Here is a 26,547-nt window from a genome sequence, read left to right on the forward strand (position 1 = left end):
GGTTTTGGCCGATTCCAGCCCGATATTGGCGAAATCCGTGCCCGCTTTATGCGGCAAAACGATGTCGTCAGCCGGCTCTACTGGATGGAGTCGATCGAGCTTTGGGACGAGCCGAAATCGCCGAGCGTGCGGAACGACAGGTTGAAGCCGACATTCTGCGACACTTCCTTGGTGTTGATGTCGCGTGATTCCGAGTACGTCATCAGGTAGGTGAAGCAGGAATCATTGTAGGCAAAGCCGACGCCGTCCTTGACCAGCACGCTTTGTTGCAGGTCATAGGTGCCGGTGCCGAAGACGCGCCAGTTTTCGGCCAGGTGTGTCGAGGCGCCGAGCGTGACTTCGTGGCGGTCGGTGGTGAAACCATAGAGCGGCTGCGCCTGGATGAAGGCGTATTTGGCGCTCAGCGAAACCGGCAGCCCGGAATAGGCGGCCTTCACCTCGGCACGGCGAACTTCGAAGGTCTGCTCGTCGAAGCGGCCGCTGAGCGAACCGGAGAAGCCGCTCGGGCTGCTGAAGCCGACAAGGCCGACATAGTCGGAGGTCGAAGTCTCCAAGCCGGAATCGGCGCCCGCATTGACCAGATCCGGTGAATCGAACGAGTTGCGCCCGCCCAACTGGTAGGATTGGCCGAAGATCGCGTTGGTGCCCCAGCCATTGTCGTAGGCGCCGGAATAGCGGAACCCGACATTGGCGCGGCTGCCGCCTTCGACGCGGTCGTAGCCGGAGAACTTGTCGCGCTCGAACAGCGTCGTGGCGTCGAAGACGAAGCTCTGTGCATCCTCGTTGGGAACGGCGAGCCCGCCGACATACTGCTCATTCGGGCGCATGAAGACCTGCGCCATCGGCTCGACGATATGGCTGGAGCCGGTCATCGAGAACAGCACCGGCCAGCGCATTTCAAGTCCGGCGGTCGCCATGTACCGGGCGAAGGAAGACCGCATGTCGTCGGCGGCACCGACATTCGTTGCCATCTGGTTTACCGCAGTCAGCGAAGCCGAAGAAGCGTTGAGATAGTCGACGTCGCCCTGCAGAGCCAGAAGGGGCGTCAACTGCAATCCGCCGTCCGTGGTGAAGGTACGCTTCCATTCGGCCTCGGCGGTGAGGCGACCGGATTCGCCCTCGATGCCTCGCACGCGCTGGACGCCTGAGCCCGGCACATAGGGGGTAAAATAGGCCTGATCGAGATCGTCGCGGCGGATGATGCGCGCATTGACGTTGAACGACAGCTGGCCGCCGGCCACCGACATGTCGGGGATGTAGGCATAATCGAGCGACGGCAACACCCAGGGCTGCTTGTCGCTGCGCGATGCGACGTTGCCGTCCGGTGTGTTCTCCTGAACCTGGAAGCGCATGGCGCGCACATCGAAATAATTGCGGTCGTTTAGGCCGGTCAGGTAGACCGACGATTGATGCACGGCGTCGTTGTAGCCTTCGATCGTATAGGTACGCGAAAAATTCTTGTCGGTCTGAAGCAGGATATCCCAGCCGAAGTCCCAGCGCGGATTGATGGCGAACTGGCCCTTGGTGCCCATCATGCCGCGGAACTTGTTCGGATCGCCTGCTGGCCCCGAATTGACATTGTAGCCGCCGGGGAAAGCCGCGAAATCACGGAAAGCGCCAGGGTCCTGCTGGTTGATTCCGGCAAGCTTCAGCGTGTATTGGCCATTGTTGAAGCGCTGGCGCCACTCGGCCTCGCCGAGGAAACCCTGCTTGGTATAGCCGCTGCCGGTAACGGTGAGGTCGTAGGTCGGCGACAAAGCGAAGTAGTAGGGGACTTTGACGCCGACGCCGAGACGATTGTTGTAGCCGATGCTGGGGATCAGGAAGCCGCTTTTGCGCTTGACCGTCGGGTCGGCGATCTCGAACGCCGGCAGATAAGCCAGCGGGAAACCGAAGAATTCGAAATTCGCGTTCTCGAAGCGAACCGTTTTCTTTTCGCCGTTCCAGATGATCTTCCTGGCTTTGATCCGCCAGGTCGGCGCCTTGTCCGGCTTGTCTTCGCAAGGCTCGCAGGCCGTATAGACGCCGTTGTGGAACGTTGTCAGCACGCCGCCCATGCGCTCGGCGCTTTCGGCGGCGAAATAGGCTTTTTCGGGCGTTTCGACGCGCAGCGCATTGACGAAACCGTCAGCGAAATCGTCGGTAATGTCGATATGCTGCGAGTTGATCTTGGTGCCGTCGCTGTTGACGATCTCGACATTGCCGCTGGCAACCAGCCGCTTGGTGTTTCGATCATAGACGACGCGCTGGGCGACGAGCTTGTTGCCGCCATAGTCGATCTGGACGCCGCCGATGGCGGTGACCGTCTGGTTGTCGTTGTTATAGACGAGCGTGTCGGCCGCCAGCAGCATCTGGGAGCCGGAGGGAACCTTCGTTGCCACGTCGGTAACGTCCTGCGCCAGCGCAGGGCCCGTCAGCACGCCGCAGGCGAGCAGGCATGCCAAGGCGCTCGCCGAATAGAGGCGCGCCAAACCGGCCTGCCTATGGCTGCGCAAAGCCGCCTCCCTCACTAGCCGTCTTCCTTGTATAGCAGGAATGTCACCCCAAAGAACATAGCCACGACAACCGGAACCCATGCAGCCACGGCTGTGGGCACGAATCCCGCAACGCCGAATGCCTTGACCAATACCGAAACGACATAAAGCAGAAAGCCGGCGAGGACGCCACCCAGAATCATCGTTGCCGACTGCCCCATCCTCGCAAATCGCATTGAAACTGTTGCCGCAATCAGCGTCATGGCCACAAGCAGGAACGGTAACGCCACCAGCGAATCGAACTGCATGGCGAAGGCATTTGCCTTGAGGCCGAAGGAGCGGGCAACCTCAATCTTGCCGGGAAGGTCGTAAAACGGGATGGTTTCGGGGCGCGCCAGCCGTTCCTGCACGAATTCCGGCTTGAGGTTGGTCGGCAACTGGTCGGTCGTTTCGGAACGGATGTTGCCGTCCTTGAACACCTTGACGTCCTGCAATTCCCAGTAGCCGTCGCGCAGAAAGGCCCGGGCGGCGTCCTTGCGCTCGACGATATTGCCCTGCGGATCGAGGACGAAGAACACGGTGTCGGCCATTTCCAGGCCCTGGTTCAGGATGGCGCGGGCGCCGATGATGGTATCGCCGGAGTTGGTTTTCTGGCGGATCCACGGCGTGGCATCGGCCGCCACCGCGTTCGAATTGCCGGATCGCAGCTGGTTTTCCATCTGCTCCGACCATGAGAAGCCATGCGCGGCGATCGGATTGAGCACGCCGACCGACAATATGCCGAATAACAGCGCACCGATGCAGCAGGGCAACAGAAACTGCCAGGCCGACACTCCGGCCGAGCGCGCAATCACCAGCTCGTATTTTCGGTTGAGCGAGACCAGCGTCGCCATCGCCGAGAACAGGCCGACGAACGGCACCGTCTGCAGCATGATCATCGGCATCCTCAGCGCCGAGATGGCGACCGCCGTGCCGTAGGTGAAGCCCGGCAGGCCGGTGATGCGGCCGGACAGCTCGGTGAAGTCGATCAGGAACACCAGCGCCAGAAGGCCGATGAAGAACCAGATCGTGATCGACACGTAGCGAAAGAAGAAGTAGCGGCCCAGGGTCCAGCCCATCGTCAGGCTCCCTGGCCGGATGTGTAGCGCCGATTGAGGCGCAGCTTGAGCGCCGTCCAGCCATCGCTGACGCGGCCGGCGAAATTCGTCATCCAGTCGGCCCAGCTGCCGGGCAGTTCCATGCTTCGCGAGGTGACGATGAACCAGATGGCGACCGCCGAGGCGATGACCGGCACGCCATAGACCATATAGGCGTATTGCGGGATCTTGTCGGCCTTGCCGGCGGCAAAGAAGCCCAGCCAGCGCACGAACAGCGCAATGGCGATGGCTGTGATCAGCGGGTGGATGCGCGCCTCGCGGTGTGAGCGCGCATCGCCTGCCACGGCCAGCGCGATCAGCGCGAACACCAGCGAATAGGACCATTCGGAAAAGCGCTGGTCGAGCTCGGCCTTGTAGGCGCCGGGCCTGCGCTGGAAGATCTTGTCGTTCGGATCCGGGTTGAGCAGGTATTGCGTCGTTCGGTCCTTGGGCAGGAGCATGATATCGTTCGCCGCCGACATGAAGGCGGAAAGGTCGAAGGCGTAGGACGTGAAGCGAATGACCGACAGGTCGCCGGTCAGCGTCTTGCGATGAATGACGCCGTCATTCATCATCAGCACCTTCTCGTCACCCTTTTCGACGACGCTGCCGCTCTTGGCATAATAGATCAGATTGGCGCCTTCCTCGCGCGAATCGGCCACGAAGATGCCGCCGAGCCGGTTGTCCGGCAGCCGCTCGCCTATCTGCAGGAACAGCCCGTCGTCGATCTTGCGGAACGTGCCTTCCTGGATGATCAGCGACAAGAGATCGGCGCGCGAGGATGCTATCAGCTGGCGGTTCTTCTGCCTGGCATAGGGTTCGACGCCATTGTCGACCGCGAAGGAAAAGACGCTGGCCGCCAGCGCGATCAGCAGGACCGGCCGCACAATCGTCCAGCGCGAGGCGCCGGCGGCGTTGATGACGGCCAATTCCGAATCGGAGTTCATGACGCTGAGCGTCTGGGCCACCGCCACCACCAGGGCGAATGGCACCACGATCGGGATGATGGTGGGGATGATGAGGCCCGCGACCTCGAAAAAAGTGAGCGCCGATTGGCCACTGTCGGTGACCAGGTCGATGCGGGCAAGCACCTGCGTCGTCCAGACAATGGCCAGCGTCCAGATCAGCGCAGCGAGAAACACCGCCAGTGCGCGACGCATGATGTAGCGTTCAACGACCTTCATGTAAGGCTTTTCTCGATTTGCCGAACGGCATCATGCCCGCCGACAAGGTAGTCGTCCGGCTGCGGCTGTACAACTGGGTGCGTTTGGCCATTTCTTTCAGGCGGTTCGATCCGATTCTCCGTCCCACATCGCCCGTTCCGCAGGCCGGAGTGTCGGCGGCAATGAATAAGAAACGGAGAACATCAATGGTTAACAACAGGTTGCGGCAGGAAAGCGGAGCCGTGCCGCGACGAATCGTTATCGATTCCGCTGCGCATATGATCCCTGATTCCGGCAAAGTCTTGCCAAATCAAGGAAAACGACCAAATGTCGCGCATCTTCCCTGAGAATGCATTTTTCCTGAAAATCTGAGCCGTTTCCCGAAAGCAGGACCTGATGACTTTGAGACCATTGATCGCCTTCGCCAAATTTGCCGCACCCAAAAAGGGCAGCATCATCGTGCTGGCGGCCGACGATGGTGGTCTTGGCGAACCGGCAAAGGCCTGCGACCCCTCAGGAACGCTGGCGCGGGCGTTTCCGGTGGCGGAGTTTTCCGGAAAATTCGCCGGTGTCGTCGAAGTGCTGGCGCCGCAGGGAACATCGCTCGACCGACTGGTGGCGGTCGGCGCCGGCAAGGTCGCCGGCCTCGATGACTTTGCCTGGCTGAAGCTTGGCGGCACCATCGCCGCGTCCCTGCGCAAGGCAGCGGAGGTGGCCGTCATCCTCGATGTGCCGGGCGCAAAGATTGGCGGCAGGCAAGCGGCGAACCTTGCCGCCGGCATCATTCTTCGCAGCTACTCCTTCGACAAATACAAGACCAGGAAAGACAAGGTCGATGCCGAGCCGAAGAAACCGGTCAAGGTGACCATCCACACCGCCGATCCTGCCGCGGCGAAAAAGGCCTTCGCCGACGAGGTTGCGGTCATCGACGGCGTGCTTCTGGCGCGCGACCTTGTCAACGAACCGGCCAATACGCTCGGCCCGATCGAATTCGCCGCCCGCGCCAAGGAACTGGAAGCGCTCGGCGTCGAGGTCGAGATCCTCACCGAGAAGGAAATGAAGAAGCTCGGCATGGGCTCGCTCCTCGGTGTCGCGCAGGGTTCGCCGCGCGGCGCCCGGATGGCTGTCATGCAATGGAAGGGCGGCAAGGCCAAGGACGCACCGGTCGCCTTCGTCGGCAAGGGCGTCACCTTCGACACCGGCGGCAATTCTATGAAGCCGGCCTCCGGCATGGAAGACATGAAGGGCGACATGGGCGGTGCCGCGGCCGTCATCGGGCTCATCCAGGCGCTGGCCGCGCGAAAGGCCAAGGCCAATGTCGTCGGCATCGTCGGGCTGGTGGAAAATGCCGTCGACGGCCATGCCCAGCGCCCCGGCGACATCGTCACCTCGATGTCGGGTCAGACCATCGAGGTGCTCAACACCGATGCCGAAGGACGCCTCGTTCTGGCCGACGCGCTGTGGTATTGCAACGACCGCTTCCAGCCGAAATTCATGGTCAATCTGGCGACGCTGACCGGCGCCATCATGGTCGCGCTCGGCCAGCATTATGCCGGCCTGTTCTCCAACAATGACGAACTTTCGGACAGGTTGACGGCGGCCGGCCAGGCGAGTCAGGAGCGGCTGTGGCGCATGCCGCTTGGGCCCGAATACGACAAGCTGATCGATTCCAAGAACGCCGACATGAAGAACATCGGCGGCCGCTATGGCGGCGCCATCATCGCCGCGCAGTTCCTGCAGCGCTTCGTCAAGGAAACGCCGTGGGCGCATCTCGACATCGCCGGCACCGCGATGGGCTCTCCGCCGAGCGAGATCAACCAGTCCTGGGGCTCGGGTTTCGGCGTCAGGCTGCTCGACCGGCTGGTGCGCGACAATTACGAGGGATAAGGCAGGGAATGGCCGATGTCCTGTTCTACCACCTGACCGAATCGACGCTGGAGGATGCGCTTCCCGGCCTGCTCGAGCGCAGCGTCGATCGCGGCTGGCGCGCCGTGGTGCAGACAGGGACCGAGGAGCGGCGCGATGCGCTCGACCTGCATCTGTGGACATTCAGGGACGATTCGTTCCTCGCGCACGCGACCGACCGTGAAGCCCATCCGGCCGAACAGCCAATCCTGCTCACCACGAGCGACGCCAACCCCAACCAGGCGCAGATACGCTTCCTCGTCGATGGCGCCGCACCCGCCGATCTCGCCGGCTACGAACGCGCCGTGTTACTGTTCGACGGCCATGACGCGGCCCAGGTCGAAGGGGCGCGGACGCATTGGAAGGTGTTGAAAGAAGCGGGCCACGCTGTCACCTACTGGCAGCAGACGCCCGACCGTCGCTGGGAGCGCAAGGCGTAAGTCGCGTTATCGGTCGCTGATCGTAACCTTGTTTATCTTCGCGCCCTGCGGGAGATCTTTCACCTGCCGATGGATTTGGCCGGCGATATGCACCTTCACAACGAAAAACGTCGTTTCCATCTCTCGCAGACTCATTTCGCCGCCAAGCACCGGCGGCTTCTTGAAATCATAGCATTGGCCGGCTGCCGGAATCAGTCGGTTCTTTCGGGCGGCAACGACAAGGCCCGCCAGCAGCAACTCGTCGCGGCGCGCTTCATTCTGCAAGTCGGCCTGAAATTCCGCCCAATGACCCGCAATTCTGGTCAATTTCCCGTCGAGCATATCGAGATGACGAACCGACCCGTCGCCGGCACGGAAAAATATGTCGCCGAAAGCTGACACCGCAGCTGGTTCAAGGCCATCCAGTCCGATCCACTTCCAGCCGTCCAACGCTTCCGCGACTTCGTTCGCAGGTGGTTCGATAAAGAGGAACTGATAGTCATGGGGCCATTCGGCTCTGATCAAGCCCCCTGTATTGGCTCTGTTGGCCTCGGCTTTTCCTTCCTGTCTGGCGTCGGACGCGCCAAAAATTGAAGAAATAAAGCGGAAAAAAGATCTGGCCATAATCGCCCCCGTACGGGTCTTTATACTTGCGAGAGATTCTAGCCGCAATCCACTGAAGGCTCCATAGTTCCCACGCATTCGTCTTGATGATGGCCATCACATTGGATCCGTTTTATGGATTGACTGGATGCAGGCTCATTGGGCGGGCTGAGAATGCGGATCAGGATCATCGGAACCGGGCGGGCCGTGCCGGCTCAATGCGTGACGTCGCGCGCCCTCGATGCGCGGCTGGGGTTTGGCGATGGACATTTCGAGGCCGCGACCGGCATCATCGAACGCTATGTCTGCGAGGCCGAATCGCAGGTCGACCTTGCTTGTGCCGCAGCCCGTCTGGCGCTTGCCGATGCCGAACTTGAGGCAGGCAGTGTCGATCTGGTCATCGGCGGTTGCGGCGTGCCTTACCAGCCGTTGCCGTCGACGGCGCCGCTGGTCATGCAGCGCCTCGGCCTTGCCGATGGGTCGGCGGCCGCCTTCGACGTCAACAGCACCTGCCTCGGCTTCCTCACAGCCTTCGAGACCGCGTCGCGCCTGATCGAGGCCGGGCAATGCCGGACGGCGCTGGTGTTCTCGTCTGAAATCGCCTCGCGCGCCCTGCCGTGGCAGGACCAGCCGGAAATTGCGGCCCTCTTCGGCGATGGCGCGGCGGCCGCCGTGCTGCAACAGGCCCCAAGCGAGGGTCGGGTCGCGGCCAACCTGATGCGCACCTACCCTTCCGCCTATGAGGCCTGCAGCATCGGCTCCGGTGGCACCCGGTTCGACTTTCATCGTGAGCCTGAGGAATTCGCCCGCCACAGCCTGTTCCACATGGAGGGTAAGGAACTGTTTCGCGTCACGTCACGCCATTTCAACGGCTTTGTAGCGGAGTTGCTCGATCGCGCCGGCTGGCGGCACGACGATGTCGACCTCGTCGTGCCGCATCAGGCGAGCCCTTTGGCGCTCGCCCACATGGCGCGCCAGACCGGCTTCGCCAGGGAAAAGCTGGTCGACATCGCGGCGCGCTACGGCAATCAGATCGCCGCTTCCATCCCCTTTGCGCTCGACGTCGCGCGCCGCGAACAACGCATTGTGCCCGGCGCCAAAGTGCTGTTCCTCGGCACCTCGGCCGGCGTGTCGTTCGGCGGCATGGCGCTGGAAGCATGACCGTGGGACGCGTCCTCGTCACCGGCGCCAGCGGCTTCCTCGGCGCGCATGTCATGGCGCGGCTGGCTGCACTGGGTACACCGGCGCTGGGTCTTGGCAGGGACGCCAAACGCTGCGCGGCGCTCGAAGCCGCTGGTCATCGGGTCGTTCGGCTCGATTTGTCTCAACCGTTCGATGCAGCTGCCGCGCGCGCTCTCTACGGAGTCGATGCGATCATCCACTGCGCGGCACTTTCCGCGCCCTTCGGCAGGTTGGCGGATTTCCAGACGGCAAATGTCACAGCTACCCGCAACCTCAGCGATTTCGCGCGCGGGCAAGGCGTGCGCCGCTTCGTCCATATCTCCAGCCCGACGGTCTGTTTCGCCTATCGCGACCAGCTCGGAGTTTCCGAGAATGCGGCCTTGCCCCCTCCGGTCAATCACTATGCCCGCACCAAGCGGCAGGCCGAGGAGATCGTGCTGGCGGCGCCTGAGATCAGCCCGGTGGTGCTGCGGCCGCGCGGCCTCTACGGTCCCGGCGATCGCACGCTGCTGCCGCGTCTGCTGCAGGTGGCACGGCAGCGCCCGCTGCCGCTGTTTCGCGACGGCAAGGCGCGCATCGATCTCACTTATATAGAGGATGTCGTCGATGCGGTGCTTGCCGCGCTGTCCGCCGGGAGGGCTGCCGAGGGACAGATATTCAACATCTCCGGCGGCGAAGTGGTGCCGGTCCGCCGCATTGCCGAGGCGGCCTGCGCCCGCGCCGGCGTGCAGCCGCGCTGGCGCAGAATGCCGCTCTGGCCCGCCATGCTGACGGCCGGGATAGCGGAGGCGGTAGCGAATATATTGCCCGGCCGCCCGGAACCGCCGGTGACGCGCTACGGTCTTGGCCTGTTCGCCTATGCGCAGAGCCTCGATCTTTCCAAGGCAGGCCGCATCCTCGGCTGGGCGCCGAAAGTGTCGTTCGAGGAAGGGCTCGATCGCACATTCGGCAAGGCGATGGAAAGCAGGAGGGCAGCGTGAAGATCGTCTTCGCCAACAGCGCCTCTGTCAGCGCAGCCGAGCGCCTGATCCTGCGCGGCGGCAGCTGGGCGAAGGTCAGGCTACGTGTCCGCTACGGCCTGATCATGCATCCGCGAGCCGGCCCCGTCCTGATCGATACCGGCTACACGCCGCATGTGACACAAGGCAGTGGGCGCAGCACGGCGCTGCGTCTTTACAGTGCGATCCTCCGGCCCCAGCTCAACGAAGCCGAGCAGCCGCTCGCGGTACTGGCGCGCTTCGGCCTCTCGCCGCAGGACGTGCGCACCGTCATTGTCACGCATTTCCATGCCGACCACATGTCGGGCCTGTCGCTGTTTCCCAACGCTCGGCTTATCGCCAATGACACCGCCTGGGCGCGGGCGAAGGCCAAGACTTCCCAGCAGAATCTGCGCCATGGCGTCTTCAAGGAACTGTTCCCGTCTGACTTCGAGGCCCGACTCGACGGGCTGTCGTCGAAGCGGCGGATCGAACCTCGCGGCGGCGTGCCAGGCGGCGCCGATCTGTTCGGCGACGGCAGCGTCGTCGCAGTCGATCTGCCCGGCCATGCCGATGGCCAGTTCGGCCTTTTGTTCCCCAATCTGGAGCGGCCGCTGCTCTACGCCGTCGATGCGCAATGGCTGATCAGAGCATTGGTGGAAAACCGAACTCCCGGTCTGCCTGCAACCCTGCTGGCCGAGGATGCCGCCGCGATCGAGCCGACCAGCGTAATGTTGCGTCGGTTTCTGGCGACCGGCGGCGAGGTTGTTCTTTGTCATGATCCGGCGGTGACGGCCTACGATGTGGCCGGAGAGAGCGCGTGAACGGGCCGGCCGAAGCGATCCGTTCGTTTGCGCTGACGCAATGGGTTTCGCGCAAAAGCCGCGAGAGTTTCGAGCGCTGGCAGGCGCAAGCCTTGCGCCGCTTTCTCGACCGCGACCTGCCGCGCGCGCCGTTCTACGGCAAGGCGCCGCGTCTTCTCGGCGACCTGCCGGTGACCGACAAGGCGACGGTGATGGGCAATTTCGAGCGCTTCAACATTCATGGCGTCTCGGCCGCCGAGGCCTGGAAGGCGCAGGCCGGCGATAGCCGCATTGGCGAGCTGACTGTCGGCTCCAGCACCGGCACGTCGGGCAATCGTGGCCTGTTCGTCATTTCCGAGGCGGAAAAATACCGCTGGCTGGGCACCATCCTGGCCAAGGCCGTGCCCGATCTGCTCTGGCGCCGGCAGCGCGTTGCGGTGATCCTGCCGCAAAACACCGGGCTCTACGATAGCGCGCGCAAATCGCGGCGTATCGACCTGCGCTTCTTCGATCTGACGCGCGGTCCGGAGAGCTGGCGCGGCGCTCTCGAAGATTTCGCGCCGACGGTGATCATCGCGCCACCGAAGATACTGCGGCACTTCGCGGCCGAGGGCTTTCGGCTCAAGCCGCAGCGTGTCTTCAGCGCCGCCGAAACGCTCGACCCGGTTGACCGGCCGGTCATCGAGGCATTCTTTGGTGGTCAGGTCGACCAGATCTACATGGCGACCGAAGGGCTGTTCGCCGTCACCTGCCGCCAGGGCGGGCTGCATCTGGCCGAGGATTCGGTGTTCTTCGAGTTCGAACCGGCCGGCGACGGCTTGGTCATGCCGCTGATCACCGCCTTTCGCCGCCGGACCCAGATCATGGCGCGCTACCGCATGAACGACTTGCTGCGGCTGTCCGAAAAGCCATGCCGCTGCGGCTCGCCGCTGCGCACGCTGGACGAGATCGTCGGCCGCATGGACGACGCTTTCCGGCTCTCCTCGCCGCACGGGCAGCTCCTCGTCACGCCCGACATACTACGCAATGCGGTGCTCAAGGCCGACCGGCGCATCGACGATTTCCGCCTGGTCCAGACCGCTGAAGATGCAATCGAACTCAGCCTGGCCCCCGGGCTTGCCGACGAAGCCGCCACCGCCGCCCATCAGTCCGTGCGCAATTTGCTGGCGGCGCGCCAGGCGACAGCTTCGGTCAGCCTTGTTCGCAGGGACCTGCCGTTGGAGACCGGCCGCAAACTGCGTCGGGTCGAATGCCACCTGGGAGCGGCATCATGAACCGGCCCGCTATGTTGCCACTCGATCAGACGAACCGGGTAGAAAACAACCCGCGTGAGGTCGAAGCCTTCGTTCAGCTTTTCAACGAGGTGCCGGTGCGCGACCTCGTGCGCAATCTGACAGTGGCTGTCGAAACCTTCGAGATCGCCGGCCGCTCCTTTCCGCTGACGCTGAACGACAGAAGCGAAGCGCCGAACTGCTACATCTGCTGCCCGTCCAGCGCCTATATCGACTATGCCATCGACGAGACCCGCAATTTCGTCTCCTCGCCCTTGCTGCAAACAACGATGCGGATGCTGATCGGCCTGTGCGCGCCGCTGGTCAGGATGAGCGGCCTCGACCATCAGGTTCAGGTCAACAACTGGCTCTATTCGACCAATCCGGTGCCGCTGCTCGATCGCAACGCGGTCGCTGCGATCCGCGACGATCTCACGGCGCGTTTTCCCGATCGCGCTGTTCTCATCCGCTCCCTGAACGAGATCGCCGATCCCTCGACAATCGCAGCGCTGAAGGCGGAGGGTTTTCGAATGCTGGCGGCGCGGCAAATCTACATCTTCGCCGGCCGCGGTTCGGCCATGACCAACGACATGAAGCGCGACCGCAAGCGGCTGCGCACGACACCGTTCGAGCGGGTCGGCAATGGCGACTTCACCGAGGCCGACTATGCGCGCGCCGAAGCGCTCTACCGGATGCTCTATCTCGACAAATACACGCCGCTCAACCCGCACTACACCGCCCGCTATATCGGCGAGACGCACCGTCGCGGCATCCTGCAACTGGCAGGCCTGCGTCGTCCCGGCGGTGAACTGGTCGCCGTCGCCGCTTTGTCTCAGAACGGCAGGACACTGACGCAGCCCATCGTCGGCTACGACACCGGCCTCCCGGTGAGCGAAGGCCTTTACCGCATGATGATGGCGCTGGCTCAGGATCATGCGATGGCGCACGGCCTGTTCTTCAACATGAGCGCCGGTGCCGCCGCCTTCAAACGCTTGCGCGGCGCCGTGGCGACGGTGGAATACAACGCCGTCTATGCTGCCCATCTGCCGCGCCGCCAGCGCGCGGCAGTGCGTATCATGGAATTTGTGCTCGCGAAGATCGGCATTCCCCTGCTCAGGAGATTTGAACTTTGAGCGACACCCGGCAGCAGAAAGACAAAGACTATTGGCAGGCGGTGATGCGGTCTGCCGACATCAAAGCCAAGCCGAAGCGCATCCTGTTCGACGGCGCGCCACTGGTGCTGTTCCGCTCGGCGAAAGGCATTGCCGCCCTCTTCGACCGCTGCGCTCACCGCCTGGTCGAACTCTCGACCGGCAAGGTCGTCGGTGGCGAGATCGAATGTCCCTATCATGGCTGGCGCTACAATGGGGAAGGGCGCTGCACCGCCATTCCCGGCCATGTCGGCGACGTCCCGCATTACCGTATCCGCCGCTACAGCGCGATCGAGCGCGACGGCGTCGTCTTCGTCTCGGCAGGCACGCCTGAGGGCGAGCCCTATCTCCATTGCATGCAAGGCAAGGATGTCGTCGTGAAGCGGGTGCGAAGCTCGGCGCGATCGACGGTGCTCGACGCCGCCGAGAACATTCTCGACGCCACTCACACCCACTTCACCCACAAGGGTGTGCTGCGCGGCCTGACCGCAAAGCGCCATCTCGTGCGCGTCGAGGTGACCGGCGGCAAGGGCTGGGTCGAAAGCTGCTACACCGGCGAGGACCGCCAACAGGGGCTGGTCAGCCGGCTGCTGGAAGGCGAGCGCGCCAGGACCATCGGCCGCTACCGCCATCCCGGCATCGTCGAACTCGAATATTGGGGCAAGGGCGGCTTGGCGCTGGCGACCACTTTCCATTTGCGTCAGGCGGACGAACGGACCGTCGAAGGCGTCGGCTGGCTGATCGGCCCGCGACAGGGCCTGTTCGGCGAACTCAAGGCGCTTGCTTTCCGGCCGCTCTTTGCCTTTGCCCTGCAGCAGGATCGCCGTGTGCTGAAATCGGCCAGCGACAACGCCCGTATATCGCCGCAGGTTCAGCCGGCGATCGGCCCGCTGGATTTCCTGCGCCGCGACATAGCAGCGATCATCGACGGCAAGATGCCACCGGCGGCGGCAGAGCCGCGGGTGCACCAAATCGAGCTGTAATCTAAAGTTCACGGCACTTGATTCCAGTTCTGCTGTAAATTATAGTTCACGGATGATCGAAGTTCGATCCACTGACGAATTCCGAAAATGGCTCAGAGGGCTCACGGACATTCGCGCCGTAAAGAAGATCACCCAACGGATTGTCCGCGTTCAGGCTGGGCTGGCGGGAGACGCCAAGTTCTTCGATGGCATAGGAGAATTGCGCGTAGATTACGGTCCGGGATACCGCGTGTACTTCGTCCGGCGCGGCAACACGGTCATTATCCTGCTCTGCGGCGGTGACAAAGGCTCGCAGGACAGGGACATCGGAAAAGCCAGGAAAATGGCAAAGGAAGTTTGATATGACCCTCAGAACCACACCATTCGACGCCGCCGAATATCTTGATGATGCTGAGTCTCAAGCCGAACTGCTCGCTGATGCGTTCGAGACCGGGGACGCGACTTATATTGCGCACGCCCTCGGCATTGTCGCGCGCGCCCGCGGCATGACAAGCATAGCGAAGGACGCCGGCGTGACCCGAGAGGCACTCTACAAGGCGCTGAGCGAAAAGGGCGATCCGCGCCTCAGTACATTGCTGGGCGTAACCAAGGCGCTTGGCCTGCAATTGTCCGCAAAGCCAGTTAATCCCGTTTAGGCAACCTTAGCAGGACTTACGCACTCAGCTGAAAACGGGAAGTTCCGCTTCAACTCGACTAGTCCTGCTCCGGCCCATTCCACTCGATATCGCGCGTCGACGCAGCCTGAAGGCTGATGCGCTGGCGCAGTGCTGTGCCGGCGATCTCGGCCAGCGTGCGCCACTGCGCCCGCTTCGGCGCGGGGTCGCCCGGCCAGTCGAGCAGCTCATCGGCATCGTGCATCGCCTGGCGAAAGCTGCCGAGACCACCGGAGCGCAGTGCCGCCGGCATCCCGTAGATCCACATCGCAAGCCTCACCGTCTGCGGCGCCGTCACGTCGGGCTTCACCTCGGCGCCATCCTCCAGGACCGCGTCGGCGAAGCGCCGCGGATCGCGAAAGAAGTGCAGTCCGCTCACGGCGCGCGGATTGCACTCCAGTGGCAGCACCGTGCCGTTATTCTCGCGCATCAGGTCGAAGGAGATCTGGCCGGTCCAGCCGGCGCCGGCGACGAAGGTTTCGACGAAGCGCCGGGCAGCCGCATCCCCGACTGGCTCGAAACAGATGCCGGCGCCCTTGCCGGCGCGATAGAGCGAACTGTAGAGCGCCAGCGCTTTGAGTTCACCCTCGACCGCCACCGCATAGGCGCTGATCTCTTCACCTGCGATGTAGCGCTGCGCCACCCAAGGAGCGGCGGGCGAGGGGCGGACGGCGTCGAGTTCGTCCGGCGATGGCCGCAGCAGTACGTCACGGGCAAAACGTGACCACACAGGTTTGAACACCAATTCGCGCGATTGGCCACGAACGCCGTCGAGATCGGCCTCGCTTTGCAGCAGTATCGTTTCCGGCACGTCGAGCCCAAGGCTCTGCGCCAGCCGGATGAAGGCATGCTTGTCGTGAACGCGGGCGAGCATCGCCATCTCGGGTGCGAAGAGGCGGGCCGGCATGGCGCGGTGCTGCCAGAGACGACCGAGATAAAAGACTTCCTCGCAGGTCGGGATAACGAGTTCGATGCCTTCCGCGCGGACAAGCGCTTCCACCGCCTTGGCATAGGCGTCGGCGGCAAAGCGCGGCGGCGGCAGGCGATTGTAGGCGGCGCAGGCCGTGCTCGCTGCGGCGATCGGCCGGGCCGGGCTGTCGGCCAGGATCACCCGGCAACCGGCGCCATGCAGCAGCCGCGCCAAGTGCAGCGCCACCGGCGCGCGGGCACCGGTGATCAGCACGGTGCTATTGGGCATGAGCCACCGGCATCGGTTGGAAAAGACGAGTCAATGCTTCTGCGGAAGGCTTCATTCGCCATAAGTGCCACATGGCTTGCGTGCCGCCAACGGACTCCACAAAGGTGGCTCCGCTGCGTCAGCCATCGCTTTTTGGCCTTCAGGGCGTTATTGGCAATCTGTCGAACACCCGGATCTCCTCAATGCGCTTTCTGTTTGTCCTGATACTGCTTGCCGGCGCCGCCATTGGCTTCGTGTATCCCTGGGCCATGAGCAATTTCTCCGGCCACGAGATCGGCACCTGGCGCGTCTACGACCAGGGACGGTTTAGGCCTGTGACGGTGACGCTGAAAGCTGGCGACGCGCCGGTCAGAGTGCTGGTCGACCTGACGGCAAAGGCCGAGCGCATTGTCTCGCAGCAGCGCACCGTGCTGACGCTGACTGCCGCCACAGCCGGGCGCACGGTGCTTGCCTCGACGCTGCAATTCAACCACGCCGACAATCCGCGCCAGGTCAGCCCGCAACTGCCCGACAAGATCTTTCGCGACGAGGCCGGCGTGATCGAAACCGTCAGTCCCGGCGCCTATCTCTTCACCGCCGGCCCGGGCGACGCCGACGATATCCCGATACGCGCAGTGGATCTGATACTGCGCTCCGGCGCCGGTGAGATCGATCAACGCGCACGGCCGGTTGGCTATGGGCTGATGGCCGTCGGCCTGATCGGCTTCCTGCTTACTCTGGCTTTCGGCGGTCGCCGGCCGGAGAACCCGAACTCGAAGCCGCCACCGCCGCGTTGGGGCAGAGGCTCCTCGACATGAGCGCGGCATGAACTACCGTCACGCCTATCACGCCGGCAATTTCGCCGATGTCGTCAAGCATGTCGTGCTCAGCCTTCTGCTCGACTATCTGAAGCAGAAGGACAAGGCGTTCCGTGTCGTCGACACTCATGCCGGCATTGACCGCTACGATCTTTCGTCGGCGGAAGCGCAAAAGACCGGCGAATGGCAAGGCGGCATCGGCCGCCTCATCAACGCCCCGATCGAAAAATCGGCGGCTGCGCTGCTTGCCCCCTATCTTGAAGCGGTGCGTTCGCTCAATCCCGATGGCGGGGTGAAGAAATATCCGGGCTCGCCATTGATCGCCAGGCACCTCATGCGAAAGCAGGACCGGTTGTCGGCGATCGAACTGCACGGCGCAGATGCCGCCAGGCTGAAGACGCTGTTTGCCGGCGATTTCCAGACAAGGGTGATCGAACTCGACGGCTGGCTGGCGCTTGGCGCGCATCTGCCGCCAAAGGAAAAGCGCGGCCTGGTGCTGATCGATCCGCCGTTCGAGGAAGCCGGCGAATTCGACCGCCTGGTCGACGGCATGCAGAAAGCGCACAGGCGCTGGCCGGGTGGCATCTACGCGCTGTGGTATCCGATCAAGGACCGCAAAGCGATCATCGCCTTCCGCAAGGCGCTCAAGCAATCCGGCGTCCCAAAATTGCTCGACATCGAGTTCGAGATCCGGCCGGCATCGCGTGAACCAAGCCTCGACGGCAGCGGCATGGTGGTGGTCAACCCGCCCTTCACGCTGGAGCGCGAACTGCGCATCGTGCTGCCGGTCCTGCACAGATTGCTGGCGGTCGAAAAGCCGGCGCACTGGTCGCTGGAATGGCTGGCCGGGGAGTAGCGACGCTTCGCAGCGGGCGACGCCCGCGGCAAAGACACAAAGTCGCTAGAGGTTTTGACGGTGGCGCCATCCGCGAATGCTCAGCTGTGTTCAACGAACCGAAACCATGGAGATGCACATCTAATCGGCTTGGCGTTGACGCTAATCCCAGAATCAGATAGATAGATGTCTAATTATTAGATTTCGAATCGAAGCCAAGATCGACAAAAAAGGAACTGGTCAACGCGATAGGCTTCGCGATGTCGCGCTGGCAGGATGCCGTTGAAACGTTCGATGGGACCGTTGCCGAAATCTATGTGCTGAGCGCTGCCGAGCGCCGCTGTCTCGGCGCGATCAGTCACGGCCCGCGGCCGGCAAACGTCGTAGCGAGGGAGACAAATCTCACGCCGGCGGCGGTTACGACGTTGATTGACCGGCTGGAAAAGCGCGGCTTCGTCAGCCGCCAGGCGCAAGGTCATGGTCGCGGCGGGCAAGAAGACCGAGGAACTCGTCCGGCGCTGCTACCATCCGATCCCCGAGGCGGGCGACGCATTGCTGGAGAAATACTCGGTGGCCGAGATGCAGGTTTTGCTCGGCTTCATCGAAGAGGTCGAAGCGATGCACAATGCGCAGACCGAGAGGCTGCGCGGCAAAGCAAAACCGGTGCCTTGAGAGAAGGCATCGGAGGATGGTCCGGCGCAACGCCGGTCCGGTTTCAACTGTGTACTGTCAAGGAGACCCTATGCCCCGTATGATCTTCGTCAACTTGCCCGTCGCCGACCTCGCTGCGTCGATGGCCTTCTACAAAGCTCTCGGTTTCGACAACAACCCGCACTTCACCGACGACACCGCAGCCTGCATGGTGCTGAGCGAAACGATGAACGTCATGCTGCTCACCCATGCCAAATGGCGTCAGTTCACCGATCGCCCCATCCCACCGGCCACCTCGAGCGAGGTCATGCTTGCCGTGTCCTGCGACAGCCGCGCGGCGGTCGATGCGATGAACGAGGCGGCGGCTAAAAATGGCGGCGCCGCCGACATCAACGCCCAGCAGGATTATGGCTTCATGTACAATCGCAGCCTGGCCGATCCTGACGGCCACGTCTGGGAAGCGATGTGGATGGACCCGGCCGCCATACCGCAGGGCGACGCCAAGCAAGGCTGAACCGGGTTTCGGCGGCCCGCCGGCCATGGGCAGGCCGCTTTTCCTAATGGGCAAGGCGAGCTTTTTCAAAGGTCAGGACGTGGTTTCGCAGCTTCGCACCGGAAAAACCGGTTGCGGAGCGGGAAACCATCGGCAGCGCGACCGCTTGACCGCGCGCCGCCGAATCCGCAAAGTGGGCGCAGTCGACCTTTGAGAGGCTGCCATGACTCGCTTTGCCAAATCCGCTCTTGCTGCCCTGATTTCGCTTTGCACGCCGCTGGCCGCACCCCTCGGCCAGCCAGCACAGGCCGCCGACCTTTCCGTCTATTCCGACGAGGACAGCGGCGTTTGCGGCGAGGCTTGGGTGCTAAGCAAGATCTCCAGCCGCTTCTCCTACCAGGTGCATCACGTGCCGCATCTGCCGGATGTTTCGATCACAGATTTCCAGCGCATCCACCAGCATCGCTATCTCCCGGCCAGCGAAGAATGGCCGATCGGCCGCCGCTATTGCGGCGCCACCGTCAGCCTTTCCGATGGCCGCGCCCGCACCATCTGGTACTTGATCGAGGAAGGCCAGGGTTTTGCCTCGATCGGCGACAATGTCGAATTCTGCGTCTCGGGCTTCGACCGCTGGATGGTCTACAACGGCCGCTGCCGCGTCCTGCGCTAAGGTCGGATAAGAACCGCCGTTGAACCTGCCATCTCCCGCAAGGGGGAGATCTGATGTCGCTCCGGTTTCGCCAATCTCCGAACTGCTGCCGCTGCCTCACACCGCCTTCCCACCAGACACGTAAGCGCAGATCAGCTCGACCAACTGCTTCTGCAGCTCCGGCGCGTCGAGCGTGTCTCGCCGCGCGGCATTGTGGATGACGCCCTCGACCGCCGAGGACAGCACACGGGCCACGGCCTCATTGTCCTTTCTGCGCCTGCGATATTGCGCCACCGCCGTCGTGTAGTGATCGAGATAGCGCGATTGGAACGAGGCATGGGCGGCGCGTGAGCCGCGATCGCCCGGCGCCTCGTCGAGCAGCACCTGATGCAGCGTCGGATGGATGCTGTGCGCATCGATCATGCCGCGCACCAGCTCCTGCGCGAATCGTTTGATCGGCTTGTCGCCTTCTGTTGATTCGGCGATCACCGACAGCACCTGATCGAAATGTCGCCGGCGAATTGCTTCGACCAGCGACAGCTTGTCGGGAAAATATTGATAGAGCGAGCCGATGCTGACGCCGGCCGCATCGGCCACCTTGTTGGTGGTGAAGCCGGCCCAGCCGAGCGCGCTTAGAACATGAGCACCGGCTTCGATGATCGCCTCGACCGTCGCTCTCGAACGCGCCTGGCGCGGCTGCTTGCGCATGCGTGAGCGCGGCTTTGCAATGCGAGTAGACATGTCTGCTCCAGCAGCCAAGAATATAGATAATATACTCACATTTTTTGCAAAGGATACAAACCATGGACGCGCTGGATTTGCTCCGCAGCCTCTTCGTTTATCAAGCCTGGGCGAATGGTGAATTGCTGCAGAAGCTTGCGGGCCTCGACCAGCAGGAGCATGTCGATCAGCGCCACACGGCGACCCGTCTCATCAACCACAACCTTGTCGTATCGAAGATATTCGCCGCGCATCTTTCCGGCACGCGTCATGGCTATGCGTCCGAATTGAGCGCTGGTGTCGCTGCGATGGATCGTTGGTATCTCGACCATATCGAAGCCGTCTCGCCAAAGCTCATGTCAGAGCCTGTGCCTTTCACCTTCACCGACGGCGACAGGGCGATGATGTCACGCCAGGAAATGCTGACACATGTCGTCACGCATGGCGGCTATCACCGCGGCGAGATCGGGCGGATCCTGATGCAGATCGGCATTGCGCCGCCGTGGGATACGTTTGCCGCCCACCTCCACCACGCCGAGCCTTCGCGCCGGCCAGGTGCGCGAGCGGGTTGGCGCTTAGGGGCCTGCACCCCTTGGCTTCCAAGGGATCGCGGCTTCCTGGGAAGGAGGATTCCCCGATCTTCGTTTCCCATTTCCGTTAGGCATCTCTTGCGCCGAAGCTGGCGATCTCCCTTCTCGTCTGGGAAACGTCCGACACAACAGGCTGTCCCTTCAAGTGCTGTCTTTCCTGGCTTCCATCCAACCACTTTCGATATACGAGTAAAAAGCTCGCGTTTAGTTTAGTGCTGTTCCTGCAACCGTGGGGATGAAGCAAGATCAGCCTCTGCGGTGCGATGATTGTTGCCATCCGATAGGCCGCCGATGACCGCGTGAGATCGACGGCGTTGCAAGAGAATGTGAGCTTGACGAGAAGATCGTGTGAGTCGCGATATCAGAGATTTCTCTCGCAATAGTTCGCTGCGAAGCGGGAAGATTCTTTGCCGATTTCTGTGCCGATCATTGCGACCATGCTCTCAGCGTAACCGAAACTTAATCTGCAAAATTCTATGTAATGCTTCGCTGGCTAGATACGCACGAGTCAGATATGCATTAGCTCGCCGGGTCACTCACGGCCATCGGCACAAACGCAAGGGGCATCGCATGGCAAAGACCACGACGAAGGCGCCGGCGGCGAAAGCGCCGGCAAAGAAAGCGGCACCGAAAGCAGCCGCGAAACCTGCAGCAGTAAAGAAGGCAGCACCGAAGGCAGCGGCAAAGCCGGCTGCCAAGGCAGCGGCAAAGCCGGCAGCTAAGGCAGTAGCAAAACCCGCCGCCAAGGCAGCAGCGAAACCCGCCGCCAAGAAGCCGGCCGCCAAGGCTGTGGCGAAGCCTGCTGCGAAGGCAGCAGCCAAGCCCGCCGCCAAGAAGCCGGCAGCCAAGGCAGCGGCAAAACCCGCCGCCAAGGCTCCGATGAAGGCCGCCGCCGCCAAGTCGACGGCCGCTGTGAAGAAGGCTGCACCGGCCAAAAAGCCAGCCGCCAAGAAGAAGTAACAGCGGTCCATCTCAAAGCTCCCGGGAACTTTGCCGACTGGCAGATTCCCGGGAGCTTTTTTGTTGTGATTTAGGTCTTGTTTTGATGCATGTCGTTCTCTCGAAATTGACGCCACTTCTGTGAGACATGCATGGCGATTTCATTGTCGGCGGATTGGCCGCCTGGTTTTGCCCTTCTGGCAGTTGCTCCCTCAGGGAAGATCGGCCAACACTAAGGCGGTCGCATTCGATGGGGTTCAGGCGACACGCTCTAGACCTTTGTTTTACGCGCGTCGTTCTCAAGACCGGAATCGCATTTTTGAGCGACATGCACTGCCCGTCCGAAAACAGGGAACCGATCATGCCGAAGCTGCTCTACGCGTCCTCATCCCCCTACAGTTCCAAGGTGCGCATGGCAGCACTCCATGCCGGCATTGCCGTCGAGCTCGTGCCGGTCAAGACCGAGGACAAGCCTGCTGAACTGATGTCAGCCAATCCTCTCGGCAAGATTCCGGTGCTGGTGCTCGACGACGGCCGCTCGATCCATGACAGCCGCGCGATCACTCAGCATCTCAACCGCGCTTCGAAGAGCCTGTTGTTGCCGCGCAATGCCGACAAGCGCCTCGAGGCCGAAGTGCTGGAGGCGCTGGCCGACGGCATATGCGACTGCGCGCTGTCGATGGTCTATGAGCGGCGCACGCGTCCGGAGGAGATGGTCTATCAACCCTGGCTCGATCGCCAGTGGACCAAGATCACCGCCGCACTCGATTTCCTCAACGCCAATCCGCCGAAGCTGCCGAAGAAGATCACGCTTGGCCAGCTGGCGTTGCGTGCCTGCCTCGGCTACCTCTCTCTGCGCTTCGCCGGCAAATGGGAAAAGGGCCGCGGCCGCCTGACCCGCTGGGCAGCGCGTTTCGATGAGAAGTTTCCGGGGCTGAAGGTGGCTGTGCCGGCCTGACGGGCGAAACAAAAAAAGCCGGGCGCGAGGCCCGGCTTTCTTGTGTCGTGGCTTGAACGACAGTTAGAACTTCATACCGACGCCGAAGGTGACGCGGTTGTCGCTCTCTTTGACCTTGGTGCCGACACTGTCGAAGCTCTTGGAACCGAAGTCGGTGTAGCGGTACTCGACACGGCCGAACACATTGTCGGTGATCTTGATGTCGGTGCCGACGCCGGCCGTCCAGCCGAGCATGGTGTTGCTGTCGCTGTCGCCGGGGACCGAGACCTTCTGGTTCTTCAGGGCGCCGCCGCCGGTGCCGTAGAGCAGGATTTCCGGGGTCACGGCGTAACCCAGACGGGCGCGCAACGAGCCTTCGAAGCCGCCCTTGGAATTGACGCCGCCGCTGTCACCCTTGACGCCATTGTAGCCGAGATCGGCTTCAGCACCGTACACGAAGTTTTCCTGCTGCCACTGGTAGCCGCCGAAAACGCCGCCGACAAAGCCCTTGGTCTTGATGTCGGGGCCGCCGTCCTGGACTTTGGCATGACCGCTGAAGCCGTAGCCGGCGCTGAGACCGGCATACGGGCCGGCCCAGGAAGCGACGGGGAGCTCGGCGATCGGGGCCGGCGCCGGGGGCTCTTCCGAGACGACATCGGCAGCAAAAGCGGTACCGCTGAGGGCGAAGAGCCCGAGCGCAACCGCGAGCGGCGCGAATTTGAGATTGGTTTGCATTGTTGTTTACTCCTTAAGCCACAAGACACGTAGGCTGGTTTGTCCTGAGCGCCATCAACCCGTCCGGGGGGTGAAACGGATCTGGCACTCAACGGTTCCGAATGTCGTGTCAAAATGCGGCGGCAGCGAACCTGAAAATGGGTCATTCCCCGACACGAATGAGGCCGAAGCTTGACGTTGCATCTTCGCAACAGCCAAATGTCAGTACGCAGGCGATGCTGCACTGCACTCGGCTTGGTGCAACGGGTTCAGCGTCCTATATTGCGGTCCTGCCGACCCGAATCCGGGGCGGTGCCGGCGGCGAAAAAGCCGTTTCGCCACATTCCTGCCCCAGGTGGAAACGGCATTTAACCCCTGGACGCGTCACAATGTGCCGCTAGCCGAATTGAGGCGCAGATTGAGGATTGACAGATGATCGAAGCCGCCGGAACGGCGCTGGTGACGGGCGGGGGGAAGCGGATCGGCAAGGCGATCGTCGAGGATCTGGCCGCGCACGGTTTTGCCGTCGCCATCCACGCCAACCGCTCGACCGCCGAGGCCGACGCGCTGGCTGCGAGCATCAGGGACGGAGGCGCCCGCGCCGGCGTGGTAGCCGCCGATCTGACCGACATGGATGCGGTTGGCGATCTCGTCGGCCGCGCCGCGGCAGCGCTCGGCCCGGTCACGCTACTTGTCAACAATGCGTCGCTGTTCGTCGACGATAGCGTCGAGGACTTCGACTGGGCGGCATGGGACCTTCACTTCGCCATCCATGTGAAGACGCCGGCGCTGTTGGCGCAAAACTTCGCCCGCGCCTTGCCGCCAGGGCAGGAGGGGCTGATCGTCAACATCATCGACCAGCGCGTCTGGCGGCCGACGCCGCGCTATTTCTCTTATGCGCTGTCGAAGTCGGCCTTGTGGACGCAGACCGAAATGCTGGCACAGGCGCTCGGTCCGCGCATCCGCGTCAACGCCATCGGTCCCGGTCCAACGCTGAAGAATGCGCGCCAGGAAGATGATGATTTCCAGAAGCAGGTCGATGGCCTGATTCTGAAGCGCGGCCCGCAATTGGCCGAATTCGGCGCCACCATTCGCTATCTCTGGGATGCGCGCTCGGTGACCGGCCAAATGATCGCGCTTGACGGCGGCCAGCATCTTGCATGGCAGACGCCGGATGTGACAGGCATGGTGGAATGAGTCCCGCAGACCAGAAACACAAGACGCGCGCCGGCGCCGCCGACGATATGCCGCCCGACATCGACCTTGAGGATGAAGCGGTCGAGGAGATCGTCGAGCCCGAGGCCACCGGGCCCGATGTCGCCTTCACAGCGATAGACTGGGCGCCGCATGCCGGCGACGCCGACGGCATGGTCGGCGCCGAGGTCATCCAGACATTGGTCAAGCGGCTGCCCAATGCGCCCGGCGTCTACCGCATGATGAACGCTGCCGGCGACGTGCTTTATGTCGGCAAGGCGCGCAGCCTGAAGAAGCGGGTGACCAACTACGCGCAAGGCCGGTTCCACACCGCCCGCATCGGCCGCATGGTGCGCGAGACATCGACGATGGAGTTCGTCGTCACCCGCACCGAAATCGAAGCGCTGCTGCTCGAGGCCAATCTCATCAAGCGCTTGCGGCCGCGTTTCAATGTGCTGATGCGGGACGACAAGTCGTTCCCTTACATCCTGTTGACCGGCGATCACGTCTCGCCCGGCATCTACAAGCATCGCGGTGCGCGCTCGCGCAAGGGCGACTATTTCGGACCTTTTGCGTCGGCCGGCGCGGTCGGGCGCACCATCAATTCGCTGCAGCGCGCGTTCCTGCTCAGGAGCTGCACCAACTCCTTTTACGAAAACCGCACCCGGCCGTGCCTGCTCTACCAGATCAAGCGCTGCGCCGGTCCCTGCACCGGCGAAATCTCGCATGGCGACTATGCCGAGCTGGTCAGCGAGGCGAAGGATTTTCTGTCCGGCCGCAGCCAGAAGGTGAAGACCGAAATCTCTGCCGCCATGCAGCAGGCCTCGCAGGAGCTCGATTTCGAGCGCGCCGCCATTTATCGTGATCGGCTGGCAGCGCTGTCCCATGTGCAGAGCCATCAGGGCATCAACCCGGCCACGGTCGATGAGGCCGATGTCTTTGCTATCCATCAGGAGGGCGGCCAGGTCTGTATCCAGGTGTTTTTCTTCCGCACCGGCCAGAACTGGGGCAACCGCGCCTATTTCCCCAAGGCCGATCCGGCACTGGAGGGGGCGGAAGTGCTGGGCTCGTTCCTGGCGCAGTTCTATGACGACAAGCCGACGCCACGGAACATTCTGCTGTCGCGAGGCGTCCAGGATCAGGAACTGCTGGCCGAAGCGCTGTCCACCCGCGCCGGCCGTAAAGTGTCGATCTCGGTGCCGCAGCGCGGCGAGAAGAAGGATTTGACGGACAACGCGCTGCAGAATGCGCGCGAGGCGCTCGGCCGCCGGCTGGCCGAAACCTCCACGCAAGGCCGGCTGCTCGCCGGCTTTGCCGAGACCTTCGGCCTGCCGAAGCCACCGGTGCGCATCGAGGTCTATGACAATTCGCACATTATGGGCACCAACGCCGTTGGCGCCATGGTCGTCGCCGGGCCGGAAGGGTTTGTGAAGAACCAGTACCGCAAATTCAACATCCGCTCGACCGAGATCACGCCCGGTGACGATTTCGGCATGATGCGCGAGGTGATGGAACGGCGCTTTTCGCGGCTGCTGAAGGAACATGGCGATGTCGTTCCCGACGACGCGGCAGCCGGTGGAGCAGGCGACGACATCGAGGAAGACATCTCCGGCAGCTTCCCGGCCTGGCCCGACGTCATCCTGATCGATGGCGGCCAGGGCCAGATGAGCGCAGTGCGCAAGATCCTCGCCGACCTCGGCATCGAGGATCGCGTGGCGGCCATCGGCATCGCCAAGGGCCAGGACCGCGATGCCGGCCGCGAGCGTTTCTTCGTCAGAGGCAGGGACTCGTTTTCGCTGCCCGTCCGCGATCCCGTGCTCTATTTCGTCCAGCGGCTGCGCGACGAGGTCCATCGCTTCGCCATCGGTTCGCACCGCGCGCGACGCAAGAAGGAATTGGTCAAGAGCCCGCTCGACGAGATCGCCGGCATCGGTCCCGGTCGCAAGCGCGCGCTGCTGCTGGCCTTCGGCACTGCCAAGGCGGTCAGCCGCGCGGCAGTCGAGGATCTGGTCAAGGTCGACGGTATTTCAGAGCAGGTCGCCAAGCTCGTCTACAATCATTTCCATGAGAGCTGAGCGCCGGTGACGCCGCCGTCCCGATGAAATGGCAG

At 62.8% G+C, this 26,547-nt stretch carries 28 protein-coding genes; 21 read left to right on the forward strand and 7 right to left on the reverse strand.

The features are described 5' to 3' along the window. Nucleotides 1-77 precede the first annotated feature (77 nt). Genes AC3CCE_RS28770 through lptF form a run of 3 tightly spaced genes read right to left on the reverse strand, consistent with a single transcriptional unit; the run spans nucleotide 78 to nucleotide 4,794 of the window. Nucleotides 78-2,510, reverse strand: coding sequence for an LPS-assembly protein LptD (locus AC3CCE_RS28770; protein ID WP_023819176.1), 2,433 nt, complete (start codon nucleotides 2,508-2,510; stop codon nucleotides 78-80). Continuing rightward, on the reverse strand, nucleotides 2,510-3,592 hold the full coding sequence (gene lptG / locus AC3CCE_RS28775) for an LPS export ABC transporter permease LptG (RefSeq protein ID WP_023695591.1): 1,083 nt from the start codon (nucleotides 3,590-3,592) through the stop codon (nucleotides 2,510-2,512). Before lptG ends, AC3CCE_RS28770 begins: the two co-directional genes overlap by 1 nt. A 2-nt stretch (nucleotides 3,593-3,594) precedes the next feature. Then, the gene (lptF, locus tag AC3CCE_RS28780) at nucleotides 3,595-4,794 is read right to left on the reverse strand and encodes an LPS export ABC transporter permease LptF (RefSeq protein WP_023672737.1); all 1,200 of its coding nucleotides are present in this window, start codon (nucleotides 4,792-4,794) and stop codon (nucleotides 3,595-3,597) included. Nucleotides 4,795-4,826: 32 nt separating this feature from the next. On the opposite strand from lptF, the gene AC3CCE_RS28785 reads away from it, so the two are divergent. Genes AC3CCE_RS28785 through AC3CCE_RS28795 form a run of 3 tightly spaced genes read left to right on the forward strand, consistent with a single transcriptional unit; the run spans nucleotide 4,827 to nucleotide 7,118 of the window. Further along, a complete protein-coding gene (locus AC3CCE_RS28785; protein WP_352626451.1) occupies nucleotides 4,827-5,120 on the forward strand; it encodes a hypothetical protein in 294 nt (97 codons plus the stop codon). Between the two features lie 49 nt (nucleotides 5,121-5,169). After that, nucleotides 5,170-6,660, forward strand: a complete 1,491-nt coding sequence (locus tag AC3CCE_RS28790; RefSeq protein WP_352512275.1) for a leucyl aminopeptidase — start codon at nucleotides 5,170-5,172, stop codon at nucleotides 6,658-6,660. An 8-nt stretch (nucleotides 6,661-6,668) separates the two neighbouring features. Then, a complete protein-coding gene (locus tag AC3CCE_RS28795; RefSeq protein WP_352512273.1) occupies nucleotides 6,669-7,118 on the forward strand; it encodes a DNA polymerase III subunit chi in 450 nt (149 codons plus the stop codon). A gap of 6 nt (nucleotides 7,119-7,124) precedes the next feature. Here AC3CCE_RS28795 and AC3CCE_RS28800 read toward each other — a convergent pair whose 3' ends face one another. After that, nucleotides 7,125-7,721: a T6SS immunity protein Tdi1 domain-containing protein gene (locus AC3CCE_RS28800; protein ID WP_023693959.1), complete on the reverse strand. Its 597-nt coding sequence runs from the start codon at nucleotides 7,719-7,721 to the stop codon at nucleotides 7,125-7,127. A 153-nt stretch (nucleotides 7,722-7,874) separates the two neighbouring features. Between AC3CCE_RS28800 and AC3CCE_RS28805 the strand changes: the two genes are divergently transcribed. From AC3CCE_RS28805 to AC3CCE_RS28840, 8 genes are read left to right on the forward strand one after another with little or no spacing between them, the layout of a single operon-like run. After that, on the forward strand, nucleotides 7,875-8,861 hold the full coding sequence (locus AC3CCE_RS28805) for a 3-oxoacyl-ACP synthase III family protein (protein WP_352626453.1): 987 nt from the start codon (nucleotides 7,875-7,877) through the stop codon (nucleotides 8,859-8,861). Beyond that, entirely contained in the window at nucleotides 8,858-9,862 is a 1,005-nt protein-coding gene (locus tag AC3CCE_RS28810) for an NAD-dependent epimerase/dehydratase family protein (RefSeq protein WP_027048815.1), read from the forward strand. Before AC3CCE_RS28805 ends, AC3CCE_RS28810 begins: the two co-directional genes overlap by 4 nt. Further along, nucleotides 9,859-10,683, forward strand: coding sequence for an MBL fold metallo-hydrolase (locus tag AC3CCE_RS28815; RefSeq protein ID WP_027048816.1), 825 nt, complete (start codon nucleotides 9,859-9,861; stop codon nucleotides 10,681-10,683). Before AC3CCE_RS28810 ends, AC3CCE_RS28815 begins: the two co-directional genes overlap by 4 nt. After that, complete coding sequence (locus tag AC3CCE_RS28820) at nucleotides 10,680-11,936, forward strand: F390 synthetase-related protein (RefSeq protein WP_027048817.1); 1,257 nt, start codon at nucleotides 10,680-10,682, stop codon at nucleotides 11,934-11,936. Before AC3CCE_RS28815 ends, AC3CCE_RS28820 begins: the two co-directional genes overlap by 4 nt. Beyond that, entirely contained in the window at nucleotides 11,933-13,066 is a 1,134-nt protein-coding gene (locus tag AC3CCE_RS28825) for a GNAT family N-acetyltransferase (protein ID WP_352512271.1), read from the forward strand. Before AC3CCE_RS28820 ends, AC3CCE_RS28825 begins: the two co-directional genes overlap by 4 nt. Further along, a complete protein-coding gene (locus AC3CCE_RS28830; RefSeq protein WP_023731126.1) occupies nucleotides 13,063-14,067 on the forward strand; it encodes a Rieske (2Fe-2S) protein in 1,005 nt (334 codons plus the stop codon). The genes AC3CCE_RS28825 and AC3CCE_RS28830 overlap by 4 nt, the downstream gene beginning before the upstream one ends. A gap of 52 nt (nucleotides 14,068-14,119) precedes the next feature. Beyond that, nucleotides 14,120-14,407, forward strand: coding sequence for a type II toxin-antitoxin system RelE/ParE family toxin (locus AC3CCE_RS28835; RefSeq protein WP_023727340.1), 288 nt, complete (start codon nucleotides 14,120-14,122; stop codon nucleotides 14,405-14,407). A 1-nt stretch (nucleotide 14,408) separates the two neighbouring features. Continuing rightward, entirely contained in the window at nucleotides 14,409-14,702 is a 294-nt protein-coding gene (locus AC3CCE_RS28840; protein ID WP_023672747.1) for an addiction module antidote protein, read from the forward strand. Between the two features lie 58 nt (nucleotides 14,703-14,760). On the opposite strand, the gene AC3CCE_RS28845 is transcribed toward AC3CCE_RS28840, so the two are convergent. Further along, a complete protein-coding gene (locus AC3CCE_RS28845) occupies nucleotides 14,761-15,918 on the reverse strand; it encodes an ATP-grasp domain-containing protein (RefSeq protein ID WP_352512270.1) in 1,158 nt (385 codons plus the stop codon). 182 nt (nucleotides 15,919-16,100) lie between these two features. Between AC3CCE_RS28845 and AC3CCE_RS28850 the strand changes: the two genes are divergently transcribed. From AC3CCE_RS28850 to AC3CCE_RS28870, 5 genes are all read left to right on the forward strand, one after another. Next, complete coding sequence (locus AC3CCE_RS28850; protein ID WP_023684715.1) at nucleotides 16,101-16,715, forward strand: hypothetical protein; 615 nt, start codon at nucleotides 16,101-16,103, stop codon at nucleotides 16,713-16,715. Between the two features lie 7 nt (nucleotides 16,716-16,722). Then, nucleotides 16,723-17,571: a 23S rRNA (adenine(2030)-N(6))-methyltransferase RlmJ gene (locus AC3CCE_RS28855; RefSeq protein WP_352626458.1), complete on the forward strand. Its 849-nt coding sequence runs from the start codon at nucleotides 16,723-16,725 to the stop codon at nucleotides 17,569-17,571. 332 nt (nucleotides 17,572-17,903) lie between these two features. Further along, nucleotides 17,904-18,305, forward strand: coding sequence for a MarR family transcriptional regulator (locus AC3CCE_RS28860; protein WP_352512401.1), 402 nt, complete (start codon nucleotides 17,904-17,906; stop codon nucleotides 18,303-18,305). Continuing rightward, nucleotides 18,293-18,715 carry a VOC family protein gene (locus AC3CCE_RS28865; RefSeq protein WP_352512268.1) on the forward strand — a complete coding sequence of 141 codons (423 nt, stop codon included), beginning with the start codon at nucleotides 18,293-18,295 and terminating at the stop codon, nucleotides 18,713-18,715. Before AC3CCE_RS28860 ends, AC3CCE_RS28865 begins: the two co-directional genes overlap by 13 nt. A 202-nt stretch (nucleotides 18,716-18,917) precedes the next feature. Beyond that, a complete protein-coding gene (locus AC3CCE_RS28870; protein ID WP_023673457.1) occupies nucleotides 18,918-19,364 on the forward strand; it encodes a hypothetical protein in 447 nt (148 codons plus the stop codon). A 96-nt stretch (nucleotides 19,365-19,460) separates the two neighbouring features. Here the strand turns inward: AC3CCE_RS28870 and AC3CCE_RS28875 are convergent, their stop codons facing one another. Next, the gene (locus AC3CCE_RS28875) at nucleotides 19,461-20,084 is read right to left on the reverse strand and encodes a TetR family transcriptional regulator (protein WP_031253531.1); all 624 of its coding nucleotides are present in this window, start codon (nucleotides 20,082-20,084) and stop codon (nucleotides 19,461-19,463) included. 62 nt (nucleotides 20,085-20,146) lie between these two features. On the opposite strand from AC3CCE_RS28875, the gene AC3CCE_RS28880 reads away from it, so the two are divergent. The 3 genes from AC3CCE_RS28880 to AC3CCE_RS28890 all read left to right on the forward strand — a co-directional run bounded on the left by AC3CCE_RS28880 (nucleotide 20,147) and on the right by AC3CCE_RS28890 (nucleotide 22,550). Further along, complete coding sequence (locus tag AC3CCE_RS28880; protein ID WP_352512267.1) at nucleotides 20,147-20,866, forward strand: DinB family protein; 720 nt, start codon at nucleotides 20,147-20,149, stop codon at nucleotides 20,864-20,866. Nucleotides 20,867-21,223: 357 nt separating this feature from the next. Continuing rightward, complete coding sequence (locus tag AC3CCE_RS28885; RefSeq protein ID WP_023673454.1) at nucleotides 21,224-21,613, forward strand: hypothetical protein; 390 nt, start codon at nucleotides 21,224-21,226, stop codon at nucleotides 21,611-21,613. A gap of 340 nt (nucleotides 21,614-21,953) precedes the next feature. After that, the gene (locus tag AC3CCE_RS28890) at nucleotides 21,954-22,550 is read left to right on the forward strand and encodes a glutathione S-transferase family protein (RefSeq protein ID WP_023689091.1); all 597 of its coding nucleotides are present in this window, start codon (nucleotides 21,954-21,956) and stop codon (nucleotides 22,548-22,550) included. A gap of 63 nt (nucleotides 22,551-22,613) precedes the next feature. On the opposite strand, the gene AC3CCE_RS28895 is transcribed toward AC3CCE_RS28890, so the two are convergent. Then, nucleotides 22,614-23,264: an outer membrane protein gene (locus tag AC3CCE_RS28895; RefSeq protein ID WP_023673452.1), complete on the reverse strand. Its 651-nt coding sequence runs from the start codon at nucleotides 23,262-23,264 to the stop codon at nucleotides 22,614-22,616. 411 nt (nucleotides 23,265-23,675) lie between these two features. On the opposite strand from AC3CCE_RS28895, the gene AC3CCE_RS28900 reads away from it, so the two are divergent. Further along, complete coding sequence (locus tag AC3CCE_RS28900) at nucleotides 23,676-24,440, forward strand: SDR family oxidoreductase (protein WP_023738625.1); 765 nt, start codon at nucleotides 23,676-23,678, stop codon at nucleotides 24,438-24,440. Continuing rightward, nucleotides 24,437-26,512: an excinuclease ABC subunit UvrC gene (gene uvrC / locus AC3CCE_RS28905; RefSeq protein WP_023752534.1), complete on the forward strand. Its 2,076-nt coding sequence runs from the start codon at nucleotides 24,437-24,439 to the stop codon at nucleotides 26,510-26,512. Before AC3CCE_RS28900 ends, uvrC begins: the two co-directional genes overlap by 4 nt. The last annotated feature ends 35 nt before the right edge of the window (nucleotides 26,513-26,547 follow it).

The organism is Mesorhizobium sp. P160187 (assembly GCF_057766425.1).

Coding starts and splice junctions, on each gene's coding strand:
- lptG (WP_023695591.1), bottom strand. CDS start 3,592: ATGGGCTGGACCCTGGGCCGCTACTTCTTCTTTCGCTACGTGTCGATC.
- lptF (WP_023672737.1), bottom strand. CDS start 4,794: ATGAAGGTCGTTGAACGCTACATCATGCGTCGCGCACTGGCGGTGTTT.
- AC3CCE_RS28785 (WP_352626451.1), top strand. CDS start 4,827: ATGCCCGCCGACAAGGTAGTCGTCCGGCTGCGGCTGTACAACTGGGTG.
- AC3CCE_RS28790 (WP_352512275.1), top strand. CDS start 5,170: ATGACTTTGAGACCATTGATCGCCTTCGCCAAATTTGCCGCACCCAAA.
- AC3CCE_RS28795 (WP_352512273.1), top strand. CDS start 6,669: ATGGCCGATGTCCTGTTCTACCACCTGACCGAATCGACGCTGGAGGAT.
- AC3CCE_RS28800 (WP_023693959.1), bottom strand. CDS start 7,721: ATGGCCAGATCTTTTTTCCGCTTTATTTCTTCAATTTTTGGCGCGTCC.
- AC3CCE_RS28805 (WP_352626453.1), top strand. CDS start 7,875: ATGCGGATCAGGATCATCGGAACCGGGCGGGCCGTGCCGGCTCAATGC.
- AC3CCE_RS28810 (WP_027048815.1), top strand. CDS start 8,858: ATGACCGTGGGACGCGTCCTCGTCACCGGCGCCAGCGGCTTCCTCGGC.
- AC3CCE_RS28825 (WP_352512271.1), top strand. CDS start 11,933: ATGAACCGGCCCGCTATGTTGCCACTCGATCAGACGAACCGGGTAGAA.
- AC3CCE_RS28835 (WP_023727340.1), top strand. CDS start 14,120: ATGATCGAAGTTCGATCCACTGACGAATTCCGAAAATGGCTCAGAGGG.
- AC3CCE_RS28840 (WP_023672747.1), top strand. CDS start 14,409: ATGACCCTCAGAACCACACCATTCGACGCCGCCGAATATCTTGATGAT.
- AC3CCE_RS28845 (WP_352512270.1), bottom strand. CDS start 15,918: ATGCCCAATAGCACCGTGCTGATCACCGGTGCCCGCGCGCCGGTGGCG.
- AC3CCE_RS28850 (WP_023684715.1), top strand. CDS start 16,101: ATGCGCTTTCTGTTTGTCCTGATACTGCTTGCCGGCGCCGCCATTGGC.
- AC3CCE_RS28855 (WP_352626458.1), top strand. CDS start 16,723: ATGAACTACCGTCACGCCTATCACGCCGGCAATTTCGCCGATGTCGTC.
- AC3CCE_RS28865 (WP_352512268.1), top strand. CDS start 18,293: ATGCCCCGTATGATCTTCGTCAACTTGCCCGTCGCCGACCTCGCTGCG.
- AC3CCE_RS28870 (WP_023673457.1), top strand. CDS start 18,918: ATGACTCGCTTTGCCAAATCCGCTCTTGCTGCCCTGATTTCGCTTTGC.
- AC3CCE_RS28875 (WP_031253531.1), bottom strand. CDS start 20,084: ATGTCTACTCGCATTGCAAAGCCGCGCTCACGCATGCGCAAGCAGCCG.
- AC3CCE_RS28880 (WP_352512267.1), top strand. CDS start 20,147: ATGGACGCGCTGGATTTGCTCCGCAGCCTCTTCGTTTATCAAGCCTGG.
- AC3CCE_RS28885 (WP_023673454.1), top strand. CDS start 21,224: ATGGCAAAGACCACGACGAAGGCGCCGGCGGCGAAAGCGCCGGCAAAG.
- AC3CCE_RS28890 (WP_023689091.1), top strand. CDS start 21,954: ATGCCGAAGCTGCTCTACGCGTCCTCATCCCCCTACAGTTCCAAGGTG.
- AC3CCE_RS28895 (WP_023673452.1), bottom strand. CDS start 23,264: ATGCAAACCAATCTCAAATTCGCGCCGCTCGCGGTTGCGCTCGGGCTC.
- AC3CCE_RS28900 (WP_023738625.1), top strand. CDS start 23,676: ATGATCGAAGCCGCCGGAACGGCGCTGGTGACGGGCGGGGGGAAGCGG.
- uvrC (WP_023752534.1), top strand. CDS start 24,437: ATGAGTCCCGCAGACCAGAAACACAAGACGCGCGCCGGCGCCGCCGAC.